At 56.7% G+C, this 14748-nt stretch carries 12 protein-coding genes and 1 pseudogene; 3 read left to right on the forward strand and 10 right to left on the reverse strand.

The features are described 5' to 3' along the window. Positions 1 to 62: 62 nt before the first annotated feature. Entirely contained in the window at positions 63 to 977 is a 915-nt protein-coding gene (locus NFG58_RS15480; RefSeq protein WP_348826908.1) for a LysR family transcriptional regulator, read from the reverse strand. Between the two features lie 183 nt (positions 978 to 1160). On the opposite strand from NFG58_RS15480, the gene NFG58_RS15485 reads away from it, so the two are divergent. Both NFG58_RS15485 and NFG58_RS15490 read left to right on the forward strand, forming a co-directional pair. Further along, entirely contained in the window at positions 1161 to 1619 is a 459-nt protein-coding gene (locus NFG58_RS15485; RefSeq protein WP_348826909.1) for a YeeE/YedE family protein, read from the forward strand. Beyond that, positions 1616 to 2029, forward strand: coding sequence for a DUF6691 family protein (locus NFG58_RS15490; RefSeq protein ID WP_348826910.1), 414 nt, complete (start codon positions 1616 to 1618; stop codon positions 2027 to 2029). Before NFG58_RS15485 ends, NFG58_RS15490 begins: the two co-directional genes overlap by 4 nt. 263 nt (positions 2030 to 2292) lie before the next feature. Here the strand turns inward: NFG58_RS15490 and NFG58_RS15495 are convergent, their stop codons facing one another. After that, positions 2293 to 2649 (reverse strand): nucleotide pyrophosphohydrolase, encoded by a 357-nt coding sequence (locus NFG58_RS15495; RefSeq protein ID WP_348826911.1) that lies wholly within the window; start codon positions 2647 to 2649, stop codon positions 2293 to 2295. A gap of 482 nt (positions 2650 to 3131) precedes the next feature. Here NFG58_RS15495 and NFG58_RS15500 point away from each other — a divergent pair, with 482 nt between their 5' ends. Beyond that, positions 3132 to 3419, forward strand: coding sequence for a hypothetical protein (locus NFG58_RS15500; RefSeq protein WP_348826912.1), 288 nt, complete (start codon positions 3132 to 3134; stop codon positions 3417 to 3419). A 54-nt stretch (positions 3420 to 3473) separates the two neighbouring features. On the opposite strand, the pseudogene NFG58_RS15505 reads toward NFG58_RS15500, so the two are convergent. From NFG58_RS15505 to NFG58_RS15540, 8 genes and pseudogenes are all read right to left on the reverse strand, one after another. After that, a pseudogene (locus NFG58_RS15505) lies at positions 3474 to 3682 on the reverse strand (transposase); the annotation flags it as partial. A 222-nt stretch (positions 3683 to 3904) separates the two neighbouring features. Beyond that, the gene (locus tag NFG58_RS15510) at positions 3905 to 6334 is read right to left on the reverse strand and encodes a DUF2357 domain-containing protein (RefSeq protein ID WP_348814669.1); all 2430 of its coding nucleotides are present in this window, start codon (positions 6332 to 6334) and stop codon (positions 3905 to 3907) included. A 6-nt stretch (positions 6335 to 6340) separates the two neighbouring features. Beyond that, positions 6341 to 8857 carry an AAA family ATPase gene (locus NFG58_RS15515; RefSeq protein ID WP_348826913.1) on the reverse strand — a complete coding sequence of 839 codons (2517 nt, stop codon included), beginning with the start codon at positions 8855 to 8857 and terminating at the stop codon, positions 6341 to 6343. Positions 8858 to 9269: 412 nt separating this feature from the next. Further along, on the reverse strand, positions 9270 to 9548 hold the full coding sequence (locus NFG58_RS15520; protein ID WP_348826914.1) for a hypothetical protein: 279 nt from the start codon (positions 9546 to 9548) through the stop codon (positions 9270 to 9272). Between the two features lie 716 nt (positions 9549 to 10264). Further along, complete coding sequence (locus NFG58_RS15525) at positions 10265 to 10792, reverse strand: hypothetical protein (protein ID WP_348826915.1); 528 nt, start codon at positions 10790 to 10792, stop codon at positions 10265 to 10267. A gap of 20 nt (positions 10793 to 10812) precedes the next feature. Next, on the reverse strand, positions 10813 to 11313 hold the full coding sequence (locus NFG58_RS15530; RefSeq protein ID WP_348826916.1) for a hypothetical protein: 501 nt from the start codon (positions 11311 to 11313) through the stop codon (positions 10813 to 10815). Between the two features lie 178 nt (positions 11314 to 11491). Next, positions 11492 to 11938, reverse strand: coding sequence for a Holliday junction DNA helicase RuvB C-terminal domain-containing protein (locus NFG58_RS15535; RefSeq protein ID WP_348826917.1), 447 nt, complete (start codon positions 11936 to 11938; stop codon positions 11492 to 11494). A 36-nt stretch (positions 11939 to 11974) separates the two neighbouring features. After that, positions 11975 to 14737 (reverse strand): SNF2-related protein, encoded by a 2763-nt coding sequence (locus tag NFG58_RS15540; RefSeq protein ID WP_348826918.1) that lies wholly within the window; start codon positions 14735 to 14737, stop codon positions 11975 to 11977. Positions 14738 to 14748 lie beyond the last annotated feature (11 nt).

Here is a 14748-nt window from a genome sequence, read left to right on the forward strand (position 1 = left end):
CCCGATCTCCCTTTAGATCGGGCCCTTCGTGTATCTGGACGACGGACAGCGCGCACGGCTGGCTAGTGACAGGACAGCCGCTCGCGGCGGGCCAGCAAGAAGTCGATCCAGGCGCGCACGCGCGGGTTATGCTGATTCTCGCGCGCGTAGACGACATGGATACCGGTGTCGAAATCCGATGAGGTGACCTGATAGTCCCCCAGCACCGGCATCAGGCGGCCGCTTGCCAGCTCTTCTCGTATGGCCCAGAGCGGCTGTACCACGACGCCGGCGGCGCCCAGCGCCGCCTGGGTGAGAATGTCGGCATTGTTGGTGCGCAACGCACGGGCCCGCACCGAGATACGATGCTCACGATCCCCTTGCACCAATCGCCAGTGATGATTGGCGGTGGTATAGCTGAAGGTCAGCAGACGGTGCTGCTCCAGGTCTTCCGGCCGATGGATCGGGGGCTGGGCCGCGAGGTAAGACGGCGCGGCGGCCAGCACGAAGCGCTGGTCACTGATGTGCCGCGCGATCAGGCTCGAATCTTCCAGGTGACCGATGCGCAGGGCCACGTCGAAGTGGTCCTCGATCAGATCCACACGCTGGTCGCTGCTGACGATATCCAGCGCCACCTCGGGATAGCGCTGCATGAACTCGCTCACCAGCGGCGCCAGATAGAGGCGTGAATAGCGCCACGGCACCGAGATACGCAGCGGCCCCGCGACGCGCTCACTCAGCGTCTCGAGCTCACCCTCCAGTTGTTCCACCTCGGCCAGAATGGCGCGAAAGCGGATCAGCGCTCGCTCTCCAGCGGGTGACAACCGCACATGGCGAGTGGTGCGCACCAACAGCGGCTCGCCCAGCTGGCGCTCCAGATGATTGACATGACGTGTCGCCGTGGAACTGGCGATATCCAGCTCACGCGCCGCCACATTGAAGCTCTGATGCTCCGCCACCTTGAGAAAGGTGCGCAGGCGTTGGGTCAGTTCGTTCATGGTGCTCCTGCGAATCCTCGGCGTCCTTGTCGCATGCCCCACAGGTCAGCCGGCCGGCCAATCACCTGACCAGTAGACTCGGCAATCGGTGGGCGACGTCGCCTGGCGATGACGGTTGGCGATGGTCGGGCACGAGCATATCATCGTCGCAACGCTGGATGGCCGAAAGGGAGAACGAATGACATGGACATCATGAGCAGCATGAAAGGACTCGCCGGCGGCGTCCTGATCGGCCTCTCGGCAGTGATGCTGATGGCCTTTCTGGGACGTATCGCGGGTATCAGTGGCATCACGCGGGGAGCGCTTCTGGAATCAGGCCCGGACCACCGCTGGCGTATTGCCTTCGTGCTCGGGTTGATCAGCGGCCCGCTGCTCCTTGTGCTGTTCAATCTTGACTGGGGCAATGTGGCCGAGCGCTCAGATGCGCTGATCGGCGATCCCACCAGCGGGGGTGTGAGCATGATGTTCGCAGGCCTGCTGGTAGGCGTGGGAACCGGCATCGGGGGCGGCTGTACCAGTGGCCACGGCGTCTGCGGTATCGCTCGTCTTTCACTCCGCTCGCTGGTGGCCACTGTGGTGTTCGTGGCCGTCGCCATGCTGACGGTCTTCGTGAGCCAACACCTGCTGGGAGAGTCACCATGAAAGCGATCATCGGCTTCATCACCGGCCTGGTCTTCAGCCTCGGGCTGACACTCAGCGGCATGACCGATCCCGCGCGTGTCGTCGGCTTTCTCGACGTGGCCGGTGACTGGGACCCCACACTGATCTTTGTACTTGGCGGTGCCGTCATCACCACCTTCATCGGTTATCGCCTCGTCTGGCGGCGTGGCGCTCCCCTGCTGGGCGAGCGCTTCCAACTGCCCAGGCGTCGCGATATCGATGCCCGCCTGCTGCTCGGCGCGGCCCTGTTCGGTGTTGGCTGGGGCCTGAGCGGTTACTGCCCCGGGCCTGCCATCGTCTCCAGCAGCGCCATGAGTCTGCCATTGGCGGGTTTTCTGCTGACGATGCTACTGGGCTGGTGGCTGGCCACACGCCTGACTCGCGGTCACTGAACCGAATGCCACGCTTCGCCCAGCAAACGCCGGCCATCCGGCCGGCGTCACAACGGCGTCACAACGGCGTCACACGGGATATTGTGCGGTAGCTGGTTTATTTATCACTCTTAAATCGGAACAAAAGACCGCTTTTAGCAGATAATTTAAACCGAAAGCTGAGTCTCTGGCCCTGCTTGAGGCCAAAATCAGTCGTAGGAAGCTTGAGGGACGAGGCCAGGCTGAGAAGGCCGCTGCAGAGGACGAAGCGGCCACGCATCACGTCAATCCTGATAGTGCGTGTACTTTTTCGCACTACCCTTCACTTTCTCGGCCGGATATTTCACCGCATTCTTCTCCATCTTCGTCCGGCACGCCGCTTCGATATCCACGTCCAGCTTGCCTGCCAGCCGGATCAGGTAGAGCTGAACATCGGCGATTTCATCGCGTACGGCGGCCAGTTGCTGCTCATCCAGCACCCTGGACTGCGCCTCGGTCAGCCACTGAAAGCACTCCTGCAGCTCAGCTGCCTCCACCGTCAGCGCCATGGCCAGGTTCTTGGGTGAGTGGAACTGATCCCAGTCGCGCTCGGTGGCGAACTGGTCCATGGCGTCGCGGAGCTGCTTGAACGGGTCTGACATCTGGGGGTCACCTAGTTCAGCGGTATCGGATAGCGCTGAGCATGCCTGCTCTGTCACTCGCTATCCAGCCAGCATCGACAAAGGCGACCACTCAGCCGTCCACTCGCTCACAGCGTAGAGAGGAATTTTCCGATGCCAGTCAGGTCCCCGACCTTCTCGCTCTGATACAGCTTGATCGTGACACTGCCGCCGTGGTCCGGGCCCTCAATGGCGCGATGCTGCACCACAACGATCTTGCCTTGCCGTGTGTCACCAGGATTGGCGCGGACCAGGCGCCGTTGGGGATGCGCCCTCACCGCACAAACGATGGTCTATCTACCATTGAGCAAAAACAGCGTGATATCCAGAGCCTGACGTGTGTCTCGAATAGTCGGTGCGATTCAGTACCGGTGGTGTACCTGTTCAGGGAAGATGCGAGTGGATGCATGGCATACTTCCCGTGCTATCCCGTGGTCACCGTGTAACACATGAGGATGTGTGTCATGAGCGATGCTACCTTCACCTTTCGGGTCGATGAAGGCCTGAAAGCAGAATTTGCCAGTGCTGCCAAGGCTCACGATCGTGCCGGGGCACAGCTTCTACGCGACTTCATGCGCAACTATGTAGCCCAGCAGCAGGAAGCGCAGGACTATGATGCCTGGCTGGTTGCCAAGGTCGAGCAATCACGGGCCTCGGCAGAAGCTGGCAATCTCATACCTGCCGCCGATGTGGAAGCCAGGTTTGCTGCCCGCCGTGCGTCTACCCGTGCACGTCTGGAGAAGACTAAATGATGGGTTCTTCGTCACTTCATGTGGATTTGACCTGATCCCGCATACGCTCCACAGGCTGCCGATCTGGTAGATCATGGTGATGAAATAGGCCCCGTTCCGGTATCCACGTGTACCTGACCTGGCAGCCTGAAACAGTCCGTTCATACCTTCCAGCCGGGCGTTGGTCGGCCTCGAGTCCCACGCCTCATCACTTGTTCAGCATGGCGCTTGAGTGTCGACAACGCCTTCGCCATCGGTTAGAGCAGTGGCAGATCACTGCCGGCCGCCGCCATTGCCGGAGAGGTGCTGGGCCACCGAGATCAATAGCAGGCGCATGCCTTCGTTAATGTAGGCGCGAGAGAAGAACTTCTCGGCATCCTAATACTCCTCGGCGACCGTGCCGGTTGCCACCTGGGTGATATCCGCAGCGCATTCCGACTACTTGAGGGTGCCTCCCAGCACGTCCTTATGTGGCATGACGACATCTAGCCAGGCTTTCAGTGACATTATGACGACCCCACGTCTGCTTGTGCGATGAATTCAAGCTCACTCTCTGGCTGCCCAGTGACTGGGTCAGTGAAGCGTTGCCGCTGAATACGTACTGAGGGGAAGCGCGTCTTCAGCGTCTTCCATTCAATGAATTTTTCCCAGCTGCTGAGAAACTGCAATTCTGGCTCCAACTCCTGGAGCGCCACCTCCAGGCCCAGTCGGGTGATGAAGTAGCGCCCTGTGCGATTACCCTTCATCTGGCCACCAGCATGCAAGTCGGCGTGCTGTATCGGCTCAAGACGATAGACGTAGTAGGGCTGGTCAGGCCGGTTCGGCGCCCAAGTGGTACCCGTCTGCTTGAGCTCCTTGCCCAGCAGTACCTCAATACCCACGACGTTGGCCCAGCCGATGATCTTTCTCTCTTGCTGGTCATAGAGCGCCACCGCCTTTACCTCATGCAGCGGATAGCGTGGTGAGTCCGGACGCTGGGTGTAGAAAATCTGGCAGTTACGATGGTAGTGCAGCCTGGCTTCCCGATCCCTGGCGGGAATCATGCCCACCATTACCAGGTCCCGACTGGACTGCCGGCGCTGCTGGTAGGTACGGTCGTCGTAGTGGTAAAGCGACTCGGTAATCACCTCGCCAGGTTGCTCAAAGAGGCTATCCAGATACTGCCGGAACAGTAGGTTCTCGCGCGCTCTACCCGGCTGTAGCGGTACCGCTCCGATATTGACCTTCTCGATGCTCTGGTAGAAGGGGTGGGCCACAAAATCCTGCTCATTTTCCGGATAGGGGAACAGGATTACCCCGCCGATACTCTTGTTGGCCATCTTGACGGATTTCTGCTGCTCCCCCTTGTCCTCCCACAAAATGGCATCACGATAACGATGCAGCTGAGCGATGGTATCCAGCGGCGGACCATAGGGCGTGTCCTTGGGGCCGGTGGGGTACCCCTTCGAGCCACGATCGAAGCGGTACTTGGCATCCATCATCACCTTGAACGACTTTTTGTCACGGCTGCTGCCGAACCCGCTCCGAGAGAATTCGATGAACTGATCCGGCTTTTGGTCGAAGGTGTAGGTGTAGTCCTTCCGCGGGAAGGTGCGGTTGAAGTAGATGGCAATGTCATCGCCGGTACCGCGCTGCACGAAGTTGACCGCAGATTTCGTGCCCTTGCGGAGGTTCACTTTAAAGCGGTGGTGCTCTAGCTTGACGATGTCATTGCTGGCCAATTCGTACTTGGGATTTTCCCGCAGTAGCTTCACTGTCTTCAGGAAGCACCAGTACTCGTAGATGGTGGCGATGTCCTTATAGTCCATCTTGAACAGCGGGTGCTCGGCCATGGTAAGGCCCTTACGCAGCAGCAGGAAGCGGTGATAGAAGTCCTTGTACCCCGGCGCCATGGTCAGGGTGGTCGAGAAGAACATCTGGTGATTGAAGGCCCCTACTTCGGCCAGCACCGGACCTCTCAGGCGGCGCCGCAGGTGGGATTTGCTGCGCTCCAGCGCCTCCACTTCCACTTGGACCCGTTGACTGTCCAAGCCCCGACCGCCGCTCAGATGGCGGATGGCACGCTGAATCTGACGCAGGATTTCGGTGATTGCCCAGGCGACGAAACGGTTCTCCTGGGTGTCGTAACTGATACGCTTATGCTGCTCGCTCAGGTGTGAAAGTTGAACCCCAGGAACCACCTGCAGCCCACCGCCGCGGCAGTAGCGGTCGGGGCGCTGGGTGGCGGCCTTGATCGCCCGAGGTGTCGCCCGCTTCACCCGGTGAATGGGCTTTACCCGTGACTCCTTGCGCAGATCCGACTTGGGCGAGCGCAACAGCGTGTCCAGGCTCTGCTCTAAGCTGTGATAGAGCGCCTTGAACAGATTCAGCCACTCCGAGGTGAGCTGGTGGTAGGTAGAGCGTGGACGGGTCGATGCAAAGGTCCTGGTGAACGCATCGAAAGCTAGCGAGTAGAGGATCTCGGTGATCTCATCGAGCATCGCCGGGAAGTCGTCCTTGTAATCCAGCTTCTGGGGAAACACCTCGCTATCCAGGGCGAACAGCACCTTGCCACCGGCGTCACGCACCTCGAAGCGCGTCAGCCCGACGCTATTCTCGAGGTTTATGGTGCCCATCAGGCGGACCTGGCCATGTAGCGACCTCGACCTGACCCGCTTCTGATGCACGCCATTGACGTAGAGCGACAGAGGAGGCTCGCAGCGGCAGCCCGGGCCTGGCTCGAACAGCCACTCCAGCTGCTGCCATTCGAAGAACAGCGGCGAGTTTAGCGAGCCTTCCAACTCCGACTCAGATTCGTTGAACGCCAGGCCGTGTGCCTTGAAACGAGAACGCTGCTCGCGGTGACGCTGAGCCTCAATCGCCGGCGTCAGGGCCACCTCGCTTACGGCGAGTTGGCAGATGGTGCCATCGGGGTGGTCGAAACAGAGCGCCGTCATACCCACCTACAGCCAGAACGAGGTGAAGCCGTCGTCGTGGAAGCGCTGCAGCATGAACAGCAACTTCTTGACGCTTCTGGGGTAACGGGTCTGTTCTGGGCTTACCTCCTTCTCGACAACGCTGTATTCCGCTTCATCATCGAGCGGTTTGTTGGCCAGCAGGCCCAGCAGGCGTATCAGCACCTTGAGCACGCTCAGCGAACTGCCTTGAATGCGCGGCAGCACCTTCTGCATCAGCTGGAAATCCAAGGCAGCGTCGGCACCGAAGCCATCTAGCCGTTCTAGGCCCTCTTCGCGGTGCAATGTCAGGTAAAAGGCGACCTCGTCGCGCACGCGGTAGCCAAAGTGGAGCCCGGCAGGCTCCAAGATGGCGTTAACCTTCATAAGAAACGCCATGGGCGTCTCGAGCGCCTGCTTTTGGCCGGCGGTCAGGTCAATAGAGTTAAGGAACGGACTTCTCAGCGCATCGGCATGGATGTCGGAGACCGGCCCCACATTCAGAGGCGGGCTCACCCACGCCAAGTCGATATCGTTCATCTCGATGGCATTGGCCCGGTCCAGCACCTTGCGGCTGAAGGCGTGTGTGGTCTCGTCCATGTTTACCGTGCCCACCACCATCAAATTCTGGGGTAGGTAGATCGGGCGCCCACCGTTCACGTCGGCACGGCTGATCAGCGGCTCGGTGACGATGACGTCATCGTTGTCACCCCCGCGGGTCTCGATAAAGCTCAGGAACTCCGAAAAATAGTGCTCAACCCTGGCCAGGTTCATCTCATCCAGGATAACGAAGTAGAGCTCATCGGGGTGCTCGATGGCTCGGGCCATTACATCCAGCAGCGGCTTGGTCTCGAACTTGCCCTGGATGTTAGCGTAGCCGATCAAATCCGAGCTATCGGCCCAGTCCGGACGCACGGCGATTAACACGCAGTGGTCGGAATCTCCATAGCCGATGGCCTTGGCGAACTGGCGCACCAACTGGGTCTTGCCAGTACCCGAGATCCCCGCCAGCATCGCAAGCGGCTTTGTACGCAAACAAAGATAGAAGTTGGCCACCTCCGCCAGCGAATAGTAAAAGCCCTGGCTGGCCATATAGGCCTTCACCCGGGGTAGCCACTCCCTGGCCGGTGTCTGGGTGACCGCGACTGGCAGACGGCGCTCCTCGGCTGCTTCAGAAGCGTCGTCTTCGTCGGAGGCTTCCTCTTCGTCCTCGATTAGGTGGTCGAGGGCCGGCAGCCAGCGCTGTATTTCGTCGGGTAGCGCCAGAGTGTACCCATCGAGCAGGATCGCCAGCGCCTCCCAGGTAAATTCGAACAGGTAGCCCTGATTTCCTGTGCCATCGCGATTGTAGGGTCCACGTACGTTGGCTAGGGCTTTCTGCAGCTGCGCTTTCTTCTGACGGATGGTGCCTAGGACAACTGGCTGCTCAAGCTGGACTAGCACCTCTAGCTCGACGCGGTGCCCATTTCCTCGCCACTCATTGTCAAACGCATCCGGCTGCGGGGCCACCATGGGCATGGAGGCCGCCCGGGTGATGGCTTGGACCCCACCTCCCGCATGATGAACGATGATGTCACCCAGCCGAACATCGCCGACGGCCTTCCAGTGACTAAACGACCGCCCGTTTTTCCCCTCCAATGGGGCCCAGATGTATGACAGGGCTTTCTGATACGAGAACGTCTTCCCCTGCATGACATACCAAATCTTGGGCTCACGCTGCTGTTCGGGTTCGTCATCATCCACCAGGTGGCTGAGCAACGCCTGGTAGCAGGTCTGCAGCTGTAGGACGATCTCTTCCTCTCGCGCGAACACCTCAAGCAGCAAATTAACTCGCTCCAAGTTGTTCCTGGCAGCATTGGCGCCGACTTGTTGTCCCGATATGTAGGAGTGTTCACCGCTACCAAAGGTCTTCCACTGCCAGCCCGACGGCGGGTGCTGGAGCGATCTGATCTCGATGCAGACGAACTCTGGATATTCGCCGCTGACTTCGAACGTCTCGCCTTGATGAGTAAAGCGGCTGACATTACTCTGCTCGTCAAACTCCGCGCGGATCATGGTGTCCTGAACGTAGCCAAACAGCACTCGGGCAGCGCTATTGTTGACCACAAACACCGGGGCGCCGCGATCAAGCTTGGCAAACTTATCGCGGTTCCAGTAGAACCGATTCTGGTTGGCTGAGAACAAGCGCTTAAAGTTCTCCTGCACAAGAGGTGGCTTCTTCACCTCGTAGACCATCACGGTCAAACTAGTATCACCGATCTCGCCGCAATTGCTGACCACCGAAAATTCGCGTTCCTTGAGTGCCTCGACAAAGGGCTCGTAGGACGCTTGCTCGAGCACCTCAGGGTCGACTTTGTGCTGTTTGGCTTGTACCAGAGCCTCCGCCAACAGCTGCTTAGGATCGAAACGGCGCCCCAGGTAGAGGCACGAGAAGCACTCACCAGGCGGTATGCGCTGGCCGTTCGCATCGATGGTGCGAATCAGATCGTTGCGCGTAAGCTGCTGTATCGCCTGCTCAATACTCATTGCGTCCCTCAGTACTCAGTCGCCATAGTGTCCACCTCATCTAGCCAATTCAGCAACCGTCCAGGGCACCTCAGCACCCGAGGAAAATCGGTCAACGATCTTTTGGTGCGAATCAACTGCCTCAAGCCGCCGTTTCAGCTTAAGCCGCAAATTACCCGGATCGACAGCGCGTGGGAATAGTTTTGACGGGTTGCGGGGCTGTCCCAGATCCAGGACCACCCCCAGCCGTAAGCGACTCACTGCCAGCCGCGCTCCCTGGTCAGGACCTCCAGACGCTCGAAGAGCAAGCGCTTCCCGGTTGGGGTCTCCGGCCGCACTCTGCACGGCATATCCGAAGAGATCATTGTCGAGAAGTGTGCTGAGCTCATCTGCGATATAGGCCGGAAGATCGCTGCCGGTGGCTCTCACCTCATCAAGTAGCTCGGGGGCGGCCATCAACAAGATTGAGGATGTCCTCGATGTCGTGGCTCGATAAAGGATCGTCCTCACCCCGCCCCTTGTAGGCTTCAAGCTTGGTGGCAACGAAAAGCGGTGGTGCGACCACGCGGATGGAAAGATCCCCACCTAACGAGACGGGCTGTGCCGTTTCCAGTGCCTGGGGGTGCCAGTGATTGCTGAAACCGAGCACGTCGTCATGGTCCGGCATCAGATCGACGCGCAACTCCCCCAGCTTCATGGCGCAGATTGGCATATCCTCATCTAGAGAGGAGGGCTCATTGCCCCCCTTTGCCTTCAGCAATGCTGGGGACTATCTAGATGGAGACTGCGGGGGCAGTGGACGATCGCCCATTGCTTGACGCCCGTTCATTCAAGGAAGTAGTACTGGAACGATCTTCGTCGAGAGTCAAGCATCGAGAAGCCCCTGCGTACAAGAGCAATGTAAAACCCAGACAGGACAACCAACAGGAAGGAAGGAAGGAAGGAAGGAAGGAAGGAAGGAAGGAAGGAAGGAAGGAAGGAAGGAAGGAAGGAAGGAAGGAAGGAAGGAAGAGACGATGGTGGGCCCAGTAGGACTTGAACCTACGACCAAGGGATTATGAGTGCAACCAAGCCGCTTCGAGGATCGCGCCTGCAACGCATATCTTCGTAGTTTCAGTAGGTTACGGCTTTCCATCGATTACATGGCTCACTCTGGTTACACCCAATCAGCAACCAAAACGCAACCAGTGTGGTTGTAGTGATCCCCTTCAAAACTGGGACACCACCACAACTCACGCTGGCTATGGCTGAGGCCACAGCGGCTGCCACTGCAGCAGAGACGGGCCCCGGGAGTGGTCGGCTGGCCAGGAATTGGACGAACCGCCACGTCCGAGGCCGCAAGCGTCTTGCACTAACCAGGCGTGAGGGACGGGCTATGACCAGGACGGCGCAAGCAGCGAAACGTGACTTATGGTGAATTCAGACTATTCAGACGCCATATGTCATCAAGTAATCTTTGAATTCTGCCAGCTCATTATCTGATATCGGGCCAGTGGATATTTCGTTGATGTTTTCGTCGTCCGTAAGATGCTGCCGAAATTTATTGATTAGTTTTCGGGAATAAGGGGATATACCTCCACGAAGCTCTCTGAACGTACCCCACCACTCAATCTGCGAACAGCCTTCTAGCTCTTTATTAAGCTTTTCCCGACCTTGCTCTAGGGATAAGGAGTCATTGCGAATATCTTTGATAACAGCGGAAACTGCATCCATTATCGGAAGTGGATCTCTATTATCTGGGCCGCGGGGAGAAAAAGGCAAAACCTCTTCAATGAATTTCAACATTGAGGCACGATCCTCAAACCAAGCAAACGCACCAAACCCTCCACCCAAAGCTGCGGGGGCGTCACCATAGCTAAACATTCCCCAATTTTCGTCAATAGGCACAGCATCTGTGACCTGCGCCCATGCTTCATCAGCGGAACTCACAAGCCTATTTATTTCATCGTTCCTCATAAAACCTCCAACTTTAAAAATCACCTTTTCTTCCCACCTCCGGGACTTCCTCCTTGATACACCTTAATGTGCTTATATTTCCCAGACCCCCTAGATCTGTCATCTAACTTCATACTCAAATTTTCGTGCCTTATACAGTACTTTTGCCCCGGCTTTGGCGACACAAGAACCACACCACATCTTTGGCATTTTTTGTATATCTTTTGATTTACTCTACCTCCGTCCTCCCCCATTCCGATTTTCTTTAAATGATCATCGGCAACAGTCTTTTGTCCGACTTTCTTCAAGCCATCTTGATTATTTTTTTTGCGTATACTGAGAAGCAGCTCCCTTTCAAGTTTTTTTATTTCTTCATTCTTCTCTTGGAGCTTTTCTCTCAGCCGCTCGTTTTCATTTGCTAGCTTTTCTATCTGAAAATCCTTTTCTCTATCTACGCAATAATTATCATGCTCCATTTTCAACCCCGTCCGCCCACCATGAAAAATAGAGTATTCCCAATATTTCAATACCAAAGCTGTCATTTGACATGAGAGATTTCATCCCACCAGATCGCGCACCGAAGTGCCATCTGCTCACACCTTAGCGCCAGGCATTGCCTCGTCTCGGCAAACTTAGCCCGACGGTATCCCGGCCAGCTCGCGATCCTCGCATTTGACGCCGACCAATGAGAAAGTTACTCTCCTTAGAAACACGAAAGTTTCACACTGAAGAAGATGAAGCCGATTCAAGAATCTCTTCTATGAGATCCAGCCTTTGCTTTAACCAAAACCTATCTTCTTCAAGCATTTTATCAGCGACCATCTTTAAAACCACTGCACCTTCTTCAGAGACTTCACAAATCGCTCCGTCATATTTCAAGAAATTACTCTCTTCCATATCTTCGATGTGCTCAATAACCTTCTCTTGGTCCCAACCCAAGCCAGCTGCAATTAACTTCACAGCCACTGGGCCTTTTTCATAAACTTTTGCCAACAACTGAACATGAGAAACATCATACCCATCCAATCCATTATTTCCCCTGATATCAATATCAGCCATTATTCTTCGTAGATTTGCAGGCGAGTGCTGATACTCCCCTGGAGCATGACGATGCCGCCCTTCAGACATAATGCTTGCAGCTTGTTTGTAAAAATCATGATTCTTCATACGAACCTCAAAGTATCTAATATAAAAAAAGATGCTTTAATTTACATCTATCCAGGCCAGAAGCTCTGTAGAGTAGCCCTTATCAGGGCTAGCAACCCCACGGTGCTTCAATTCTCGTTGCAATGTAGGCTCGATATATTCATGCAGCAGAGCCGCTCGTTCATTAGGTTGAAATTGGGGCCTACCAGACGGGGCCTTAAAACAATCACGATATTGTTTCTCTACGTTTGGTACGCGTTTACCCTCTTGATCAACAGCGATGGGAATCAGGTGGGAACCAATATCTTGCTTGGCACCAAAGGAATGTACCAACCAAATACTAAGCGCAACCGGCTGATCGACACCGAATGAAGCCGTGGCACCTAGAAAAGGAGGTTCCGCTGAACGCCATCGATTTAGAAGTCGATCAACAAGCGGGTGATCTATACCGATCAGTTCAAGCTTCTCATCTTGCTGCGCGAGGTCGCGATCCAATGTACAAACAATCGGCGCTGAACCCGAATCCAGTGCCATCTCGAAGCGAAGCCCATCGACTGGTCGAACACTTCCCCCGTTATTCTCTACAGCAGCCCTCACAAACTCCATGATGCGTGACTTGCTTTCATCAATATTCGCAAGCGGCTTGTAATCATCAAGGCTGAAACGATCCAGGTCCTGAAATAGCTCGAAGACTACCTTGCGCGCCTCCCTGGCATTGCTCATCGCCGCTTCCAGTTCCTGCCGCGTTCGCTTCAATTCAGGATCGGACAGCGCTTCACGGTAAAGCTGGTCGTAGCTCAGGCGATCGGTAAGCTGCCCGAGAATCTGGCCTCGCAAATCCTCGGCTACATTCCCCTGCTCATCTACCTTGCCCAGGGTACGCGCGATTTCCTGGAGCTTGTCAGTCAGCATCAGGAATATGCGCCCCTCAATCGTGTCGGAGAGCACCAGGTTGTAAACCTGAGCGGTATCCTTTTGCCCATAACGATGGATGCGTCCGATTCGTTGCTCGACATCCATCGGATTCCAAGGCAGATCAAAGTTGAACAGCACCCGGCTAAATTGCAGGTTGATCCCCTCTCGCCCCGCCGCGGTGCAAATCAAAACGCGCGGGCCATCGGATTTGCGAAAGCGCCTTTCTGCCGCCAACTTCGAGCCATGGTCACCACCACGAAGCACCACTACGCCCTGTCCTGGGTAAGCAGCTTCAATCTCCCTTGCTAGCAGATCAACCGTCGCCAGGTAGGTCGCAAAAATGACGATTTTCTCGCCCGCATTTTGATCCCACAAGGCCCCCAGACCCCGCAGCAACTTGTCGATCTTAGTTTCTCGTTCTTTCGGGAAAACCTTGAGCAAATCCGTGATGCGTAATCTCTCCTCCGGCAATGATAGCTCGACTGCCGTTGTTGCCACATCCTCACCTTCCGCGGTCACATTCTCGGCGGAATCAGACGAAGCCACCGCCGCCAGGCGTTCTTCATCTAGCTTGCGAATCAAACGGAGCTTGAGGTCCGCGAGGATACGATCAACCTCACCTCGACTGACGGAGTCATCGGCCAGGCCGTTTTGCTGGTGAATCAGTTGGCGCGCTTCTTCCATCAGGGCATAGTGCCCGTCGATATCCAGGGACTCATCTTTCAGAATGGCTTCATGGATGGTCAGTGCCAGCTGGCGACGCAGTAAAGTGCTGCGAACAGCCGCAAAGCTGGAGGCAGCGATCTTCTGAAAGATGGTCATCACGAAACCCAGGGCGCGACCCTGGTTGCCCTGCTGCTTCGCAAGGTCAAAGCCGTCGATCAGGTACTCTCGAAGCTTTGCGTAAAACGCCTTTTCCGAGGGGTTCATGGTGAAGGATTCCGTATGCACCCAGCGTCGCGCGAATAGCGGCGAACCGTCCGGGGTGCACGCATCGGCTTTGGTGCGCCGATATACCAACTCATTAAGACGGTGACGCTCGTCCACCATCTCTTCGGGGCTCTTGAACAGGGTCGGGTTGAGCAACTGGATCAGCATCCAAAAGCGGAAGTGGTCCCCCTGGTGTGGTGTGGCCGAGAGCAGAATCAAATCGCGGGCGTGGTCGCGCAGGGCTTCGGCTAGCTTATAATTCTCGGTCTTGCGCACCTTCTTGCCGTTCCTGTAGGCCGAAAGGTGATGCGCCTCATCGAACACTACCAGGTCCCATGGCGGCGCTTCCTTCAAACGGTTGATTCGTGCCCGCCGTTTCAAGGTGTCGACGCTAGCAATCAAACGGTTGTGCTTGTCAAAGGCGTTGCTACGGCGGTCAGTCACATCGCCTTCTGCACCGAACACCTCAAAATCCAGTTTGAAGACCTCGTTAAGCTCCCGGTGCCAGTTGTTGACCAGACCAGCCGGCACCACCATCAAGGCACGCTCAAGTTCACCGCGGCTTGCCAGCTCACGCAGAATTAAAGCAGTCTCGATGGTTTTTCCTAATCCCACCTCATCGGCTACCAGAAAACGTCGGGGCAAAGCGGTTGCAACCTGGTGCGTCAGCACCACCTGGTGGGGCAGCAGGTCAATGCGTGCGGACGTCAGCGCCGCCGCGTTCTCCATCAACGGCAGCGCATGTGCCTCGACATGCAACCAAGCCGTACGCAGGCGATCCGCTTCGCCAGCCACTTGGGCTATAATCTGCTCGGCACGGCTCGTGACCAGCTGCAGTGATTTACCGAAAACCTGACGCTCACCACTCGGAAAAAAGGCACGCACATAGCCATTGGCGGTGAGCTGTACCACCACGCCTTCGCCGAACTCGGCATGTAATACCCGCTGGCCCGGTTGTAAGCTGGGCTCGGCCATGGATCGTACCT

It is taken from the genome of Halomonas sp. RT37 (assembly GCF_040070525.1).
Lineage (GTDB): Bacteria > Pseudomonadota > Gammaproteobacteria > Pseudomonadales > Halomonadaceae > Halomonas > Halomonas litopenaei.

Coding starts and splice junctions, on each gene's coding strand:
- NFG58_RS15480 (WP_348826908.1), bottom strand. CDS start 977: ATGAACGAACTGACCCAACGCCTGCGCACCTTTCTCAAGGTGGCGGAG.
- NFG58_RS15485 (WP_348826909.1), top strand. CDS start 1,161: ATGGACATCATGAGCAGCATGAAAGGACTCGCCGGCGGCGTCCTGATC.
- NFG58_RS15490 (WP_348826910.1), top strand. CDS start 1,616: ATGAAAGCGATCATCGGCTTCATCACCGGCCTGGTCTTCAGCCTCGGG.
- NFG58_RS15495 (WP_348826911.1), bottom strand. CDS start 2,649: ATGTCAGACCCGTTCAAGCAGCTCCGCGACGCCATGGACCAGTTCGCC.
- NFG58_RS15500 (WP_348826912.1), top strand. CDS start 3,132: ATGAGCGATGCTACCTTCACCTTTCGGGTCGATGAAGGCCTGAAAGCA.
- NFG58_RS15510 (WP_348814669.1), bottom strand. CDS start 6,334: ATGACGGCGCTCTGTTTCGACCACCCCGATGGCACCATCTGCCAACTC.
- NFG58_RS15515 (WP_348826913.1), bottom strand. CDS start 8,857: ATGAGTATTGAGCAGGCGATACAGCAGCTTACGCGCAACGATCTGATT.
- NFG58_RS15520 (WP_348826914.1), bottom strand. CDS start 9,548: ATGCCAATCTGCGCCATGAAGCTGGGGGAGTTGCGCGTCGATCTGATG.
- NFG58_RS15525 (WP_348826915.1), bottom strand. CDS start 10,792: ATGAGGAACGATGAAATAAATAGGCTTGTGAGTTCCGCTGATGAAGCA.
- NFG58_RS15530 (WP_348826916.1), bottom strand. CDS start 11,313: ATGACAGCTTTGGTATTGAAATATTGGGAATACTCTATTTTTCATGGT.
- NFG58_RS15535 (WP_348826917.1), bottom strand. CDS start 11,938: ATGAAGAATCATGATTTTTACAAACAAGCTGCAAGCATTATGTCTGAA.
- NFG58_RS15540 (WP_348826918.1), bottom strand. CDS start 14,737: ATGGCCGAGCCCAGCTTACAACCGGGCCAGCGGGTATTACATGCCGAG.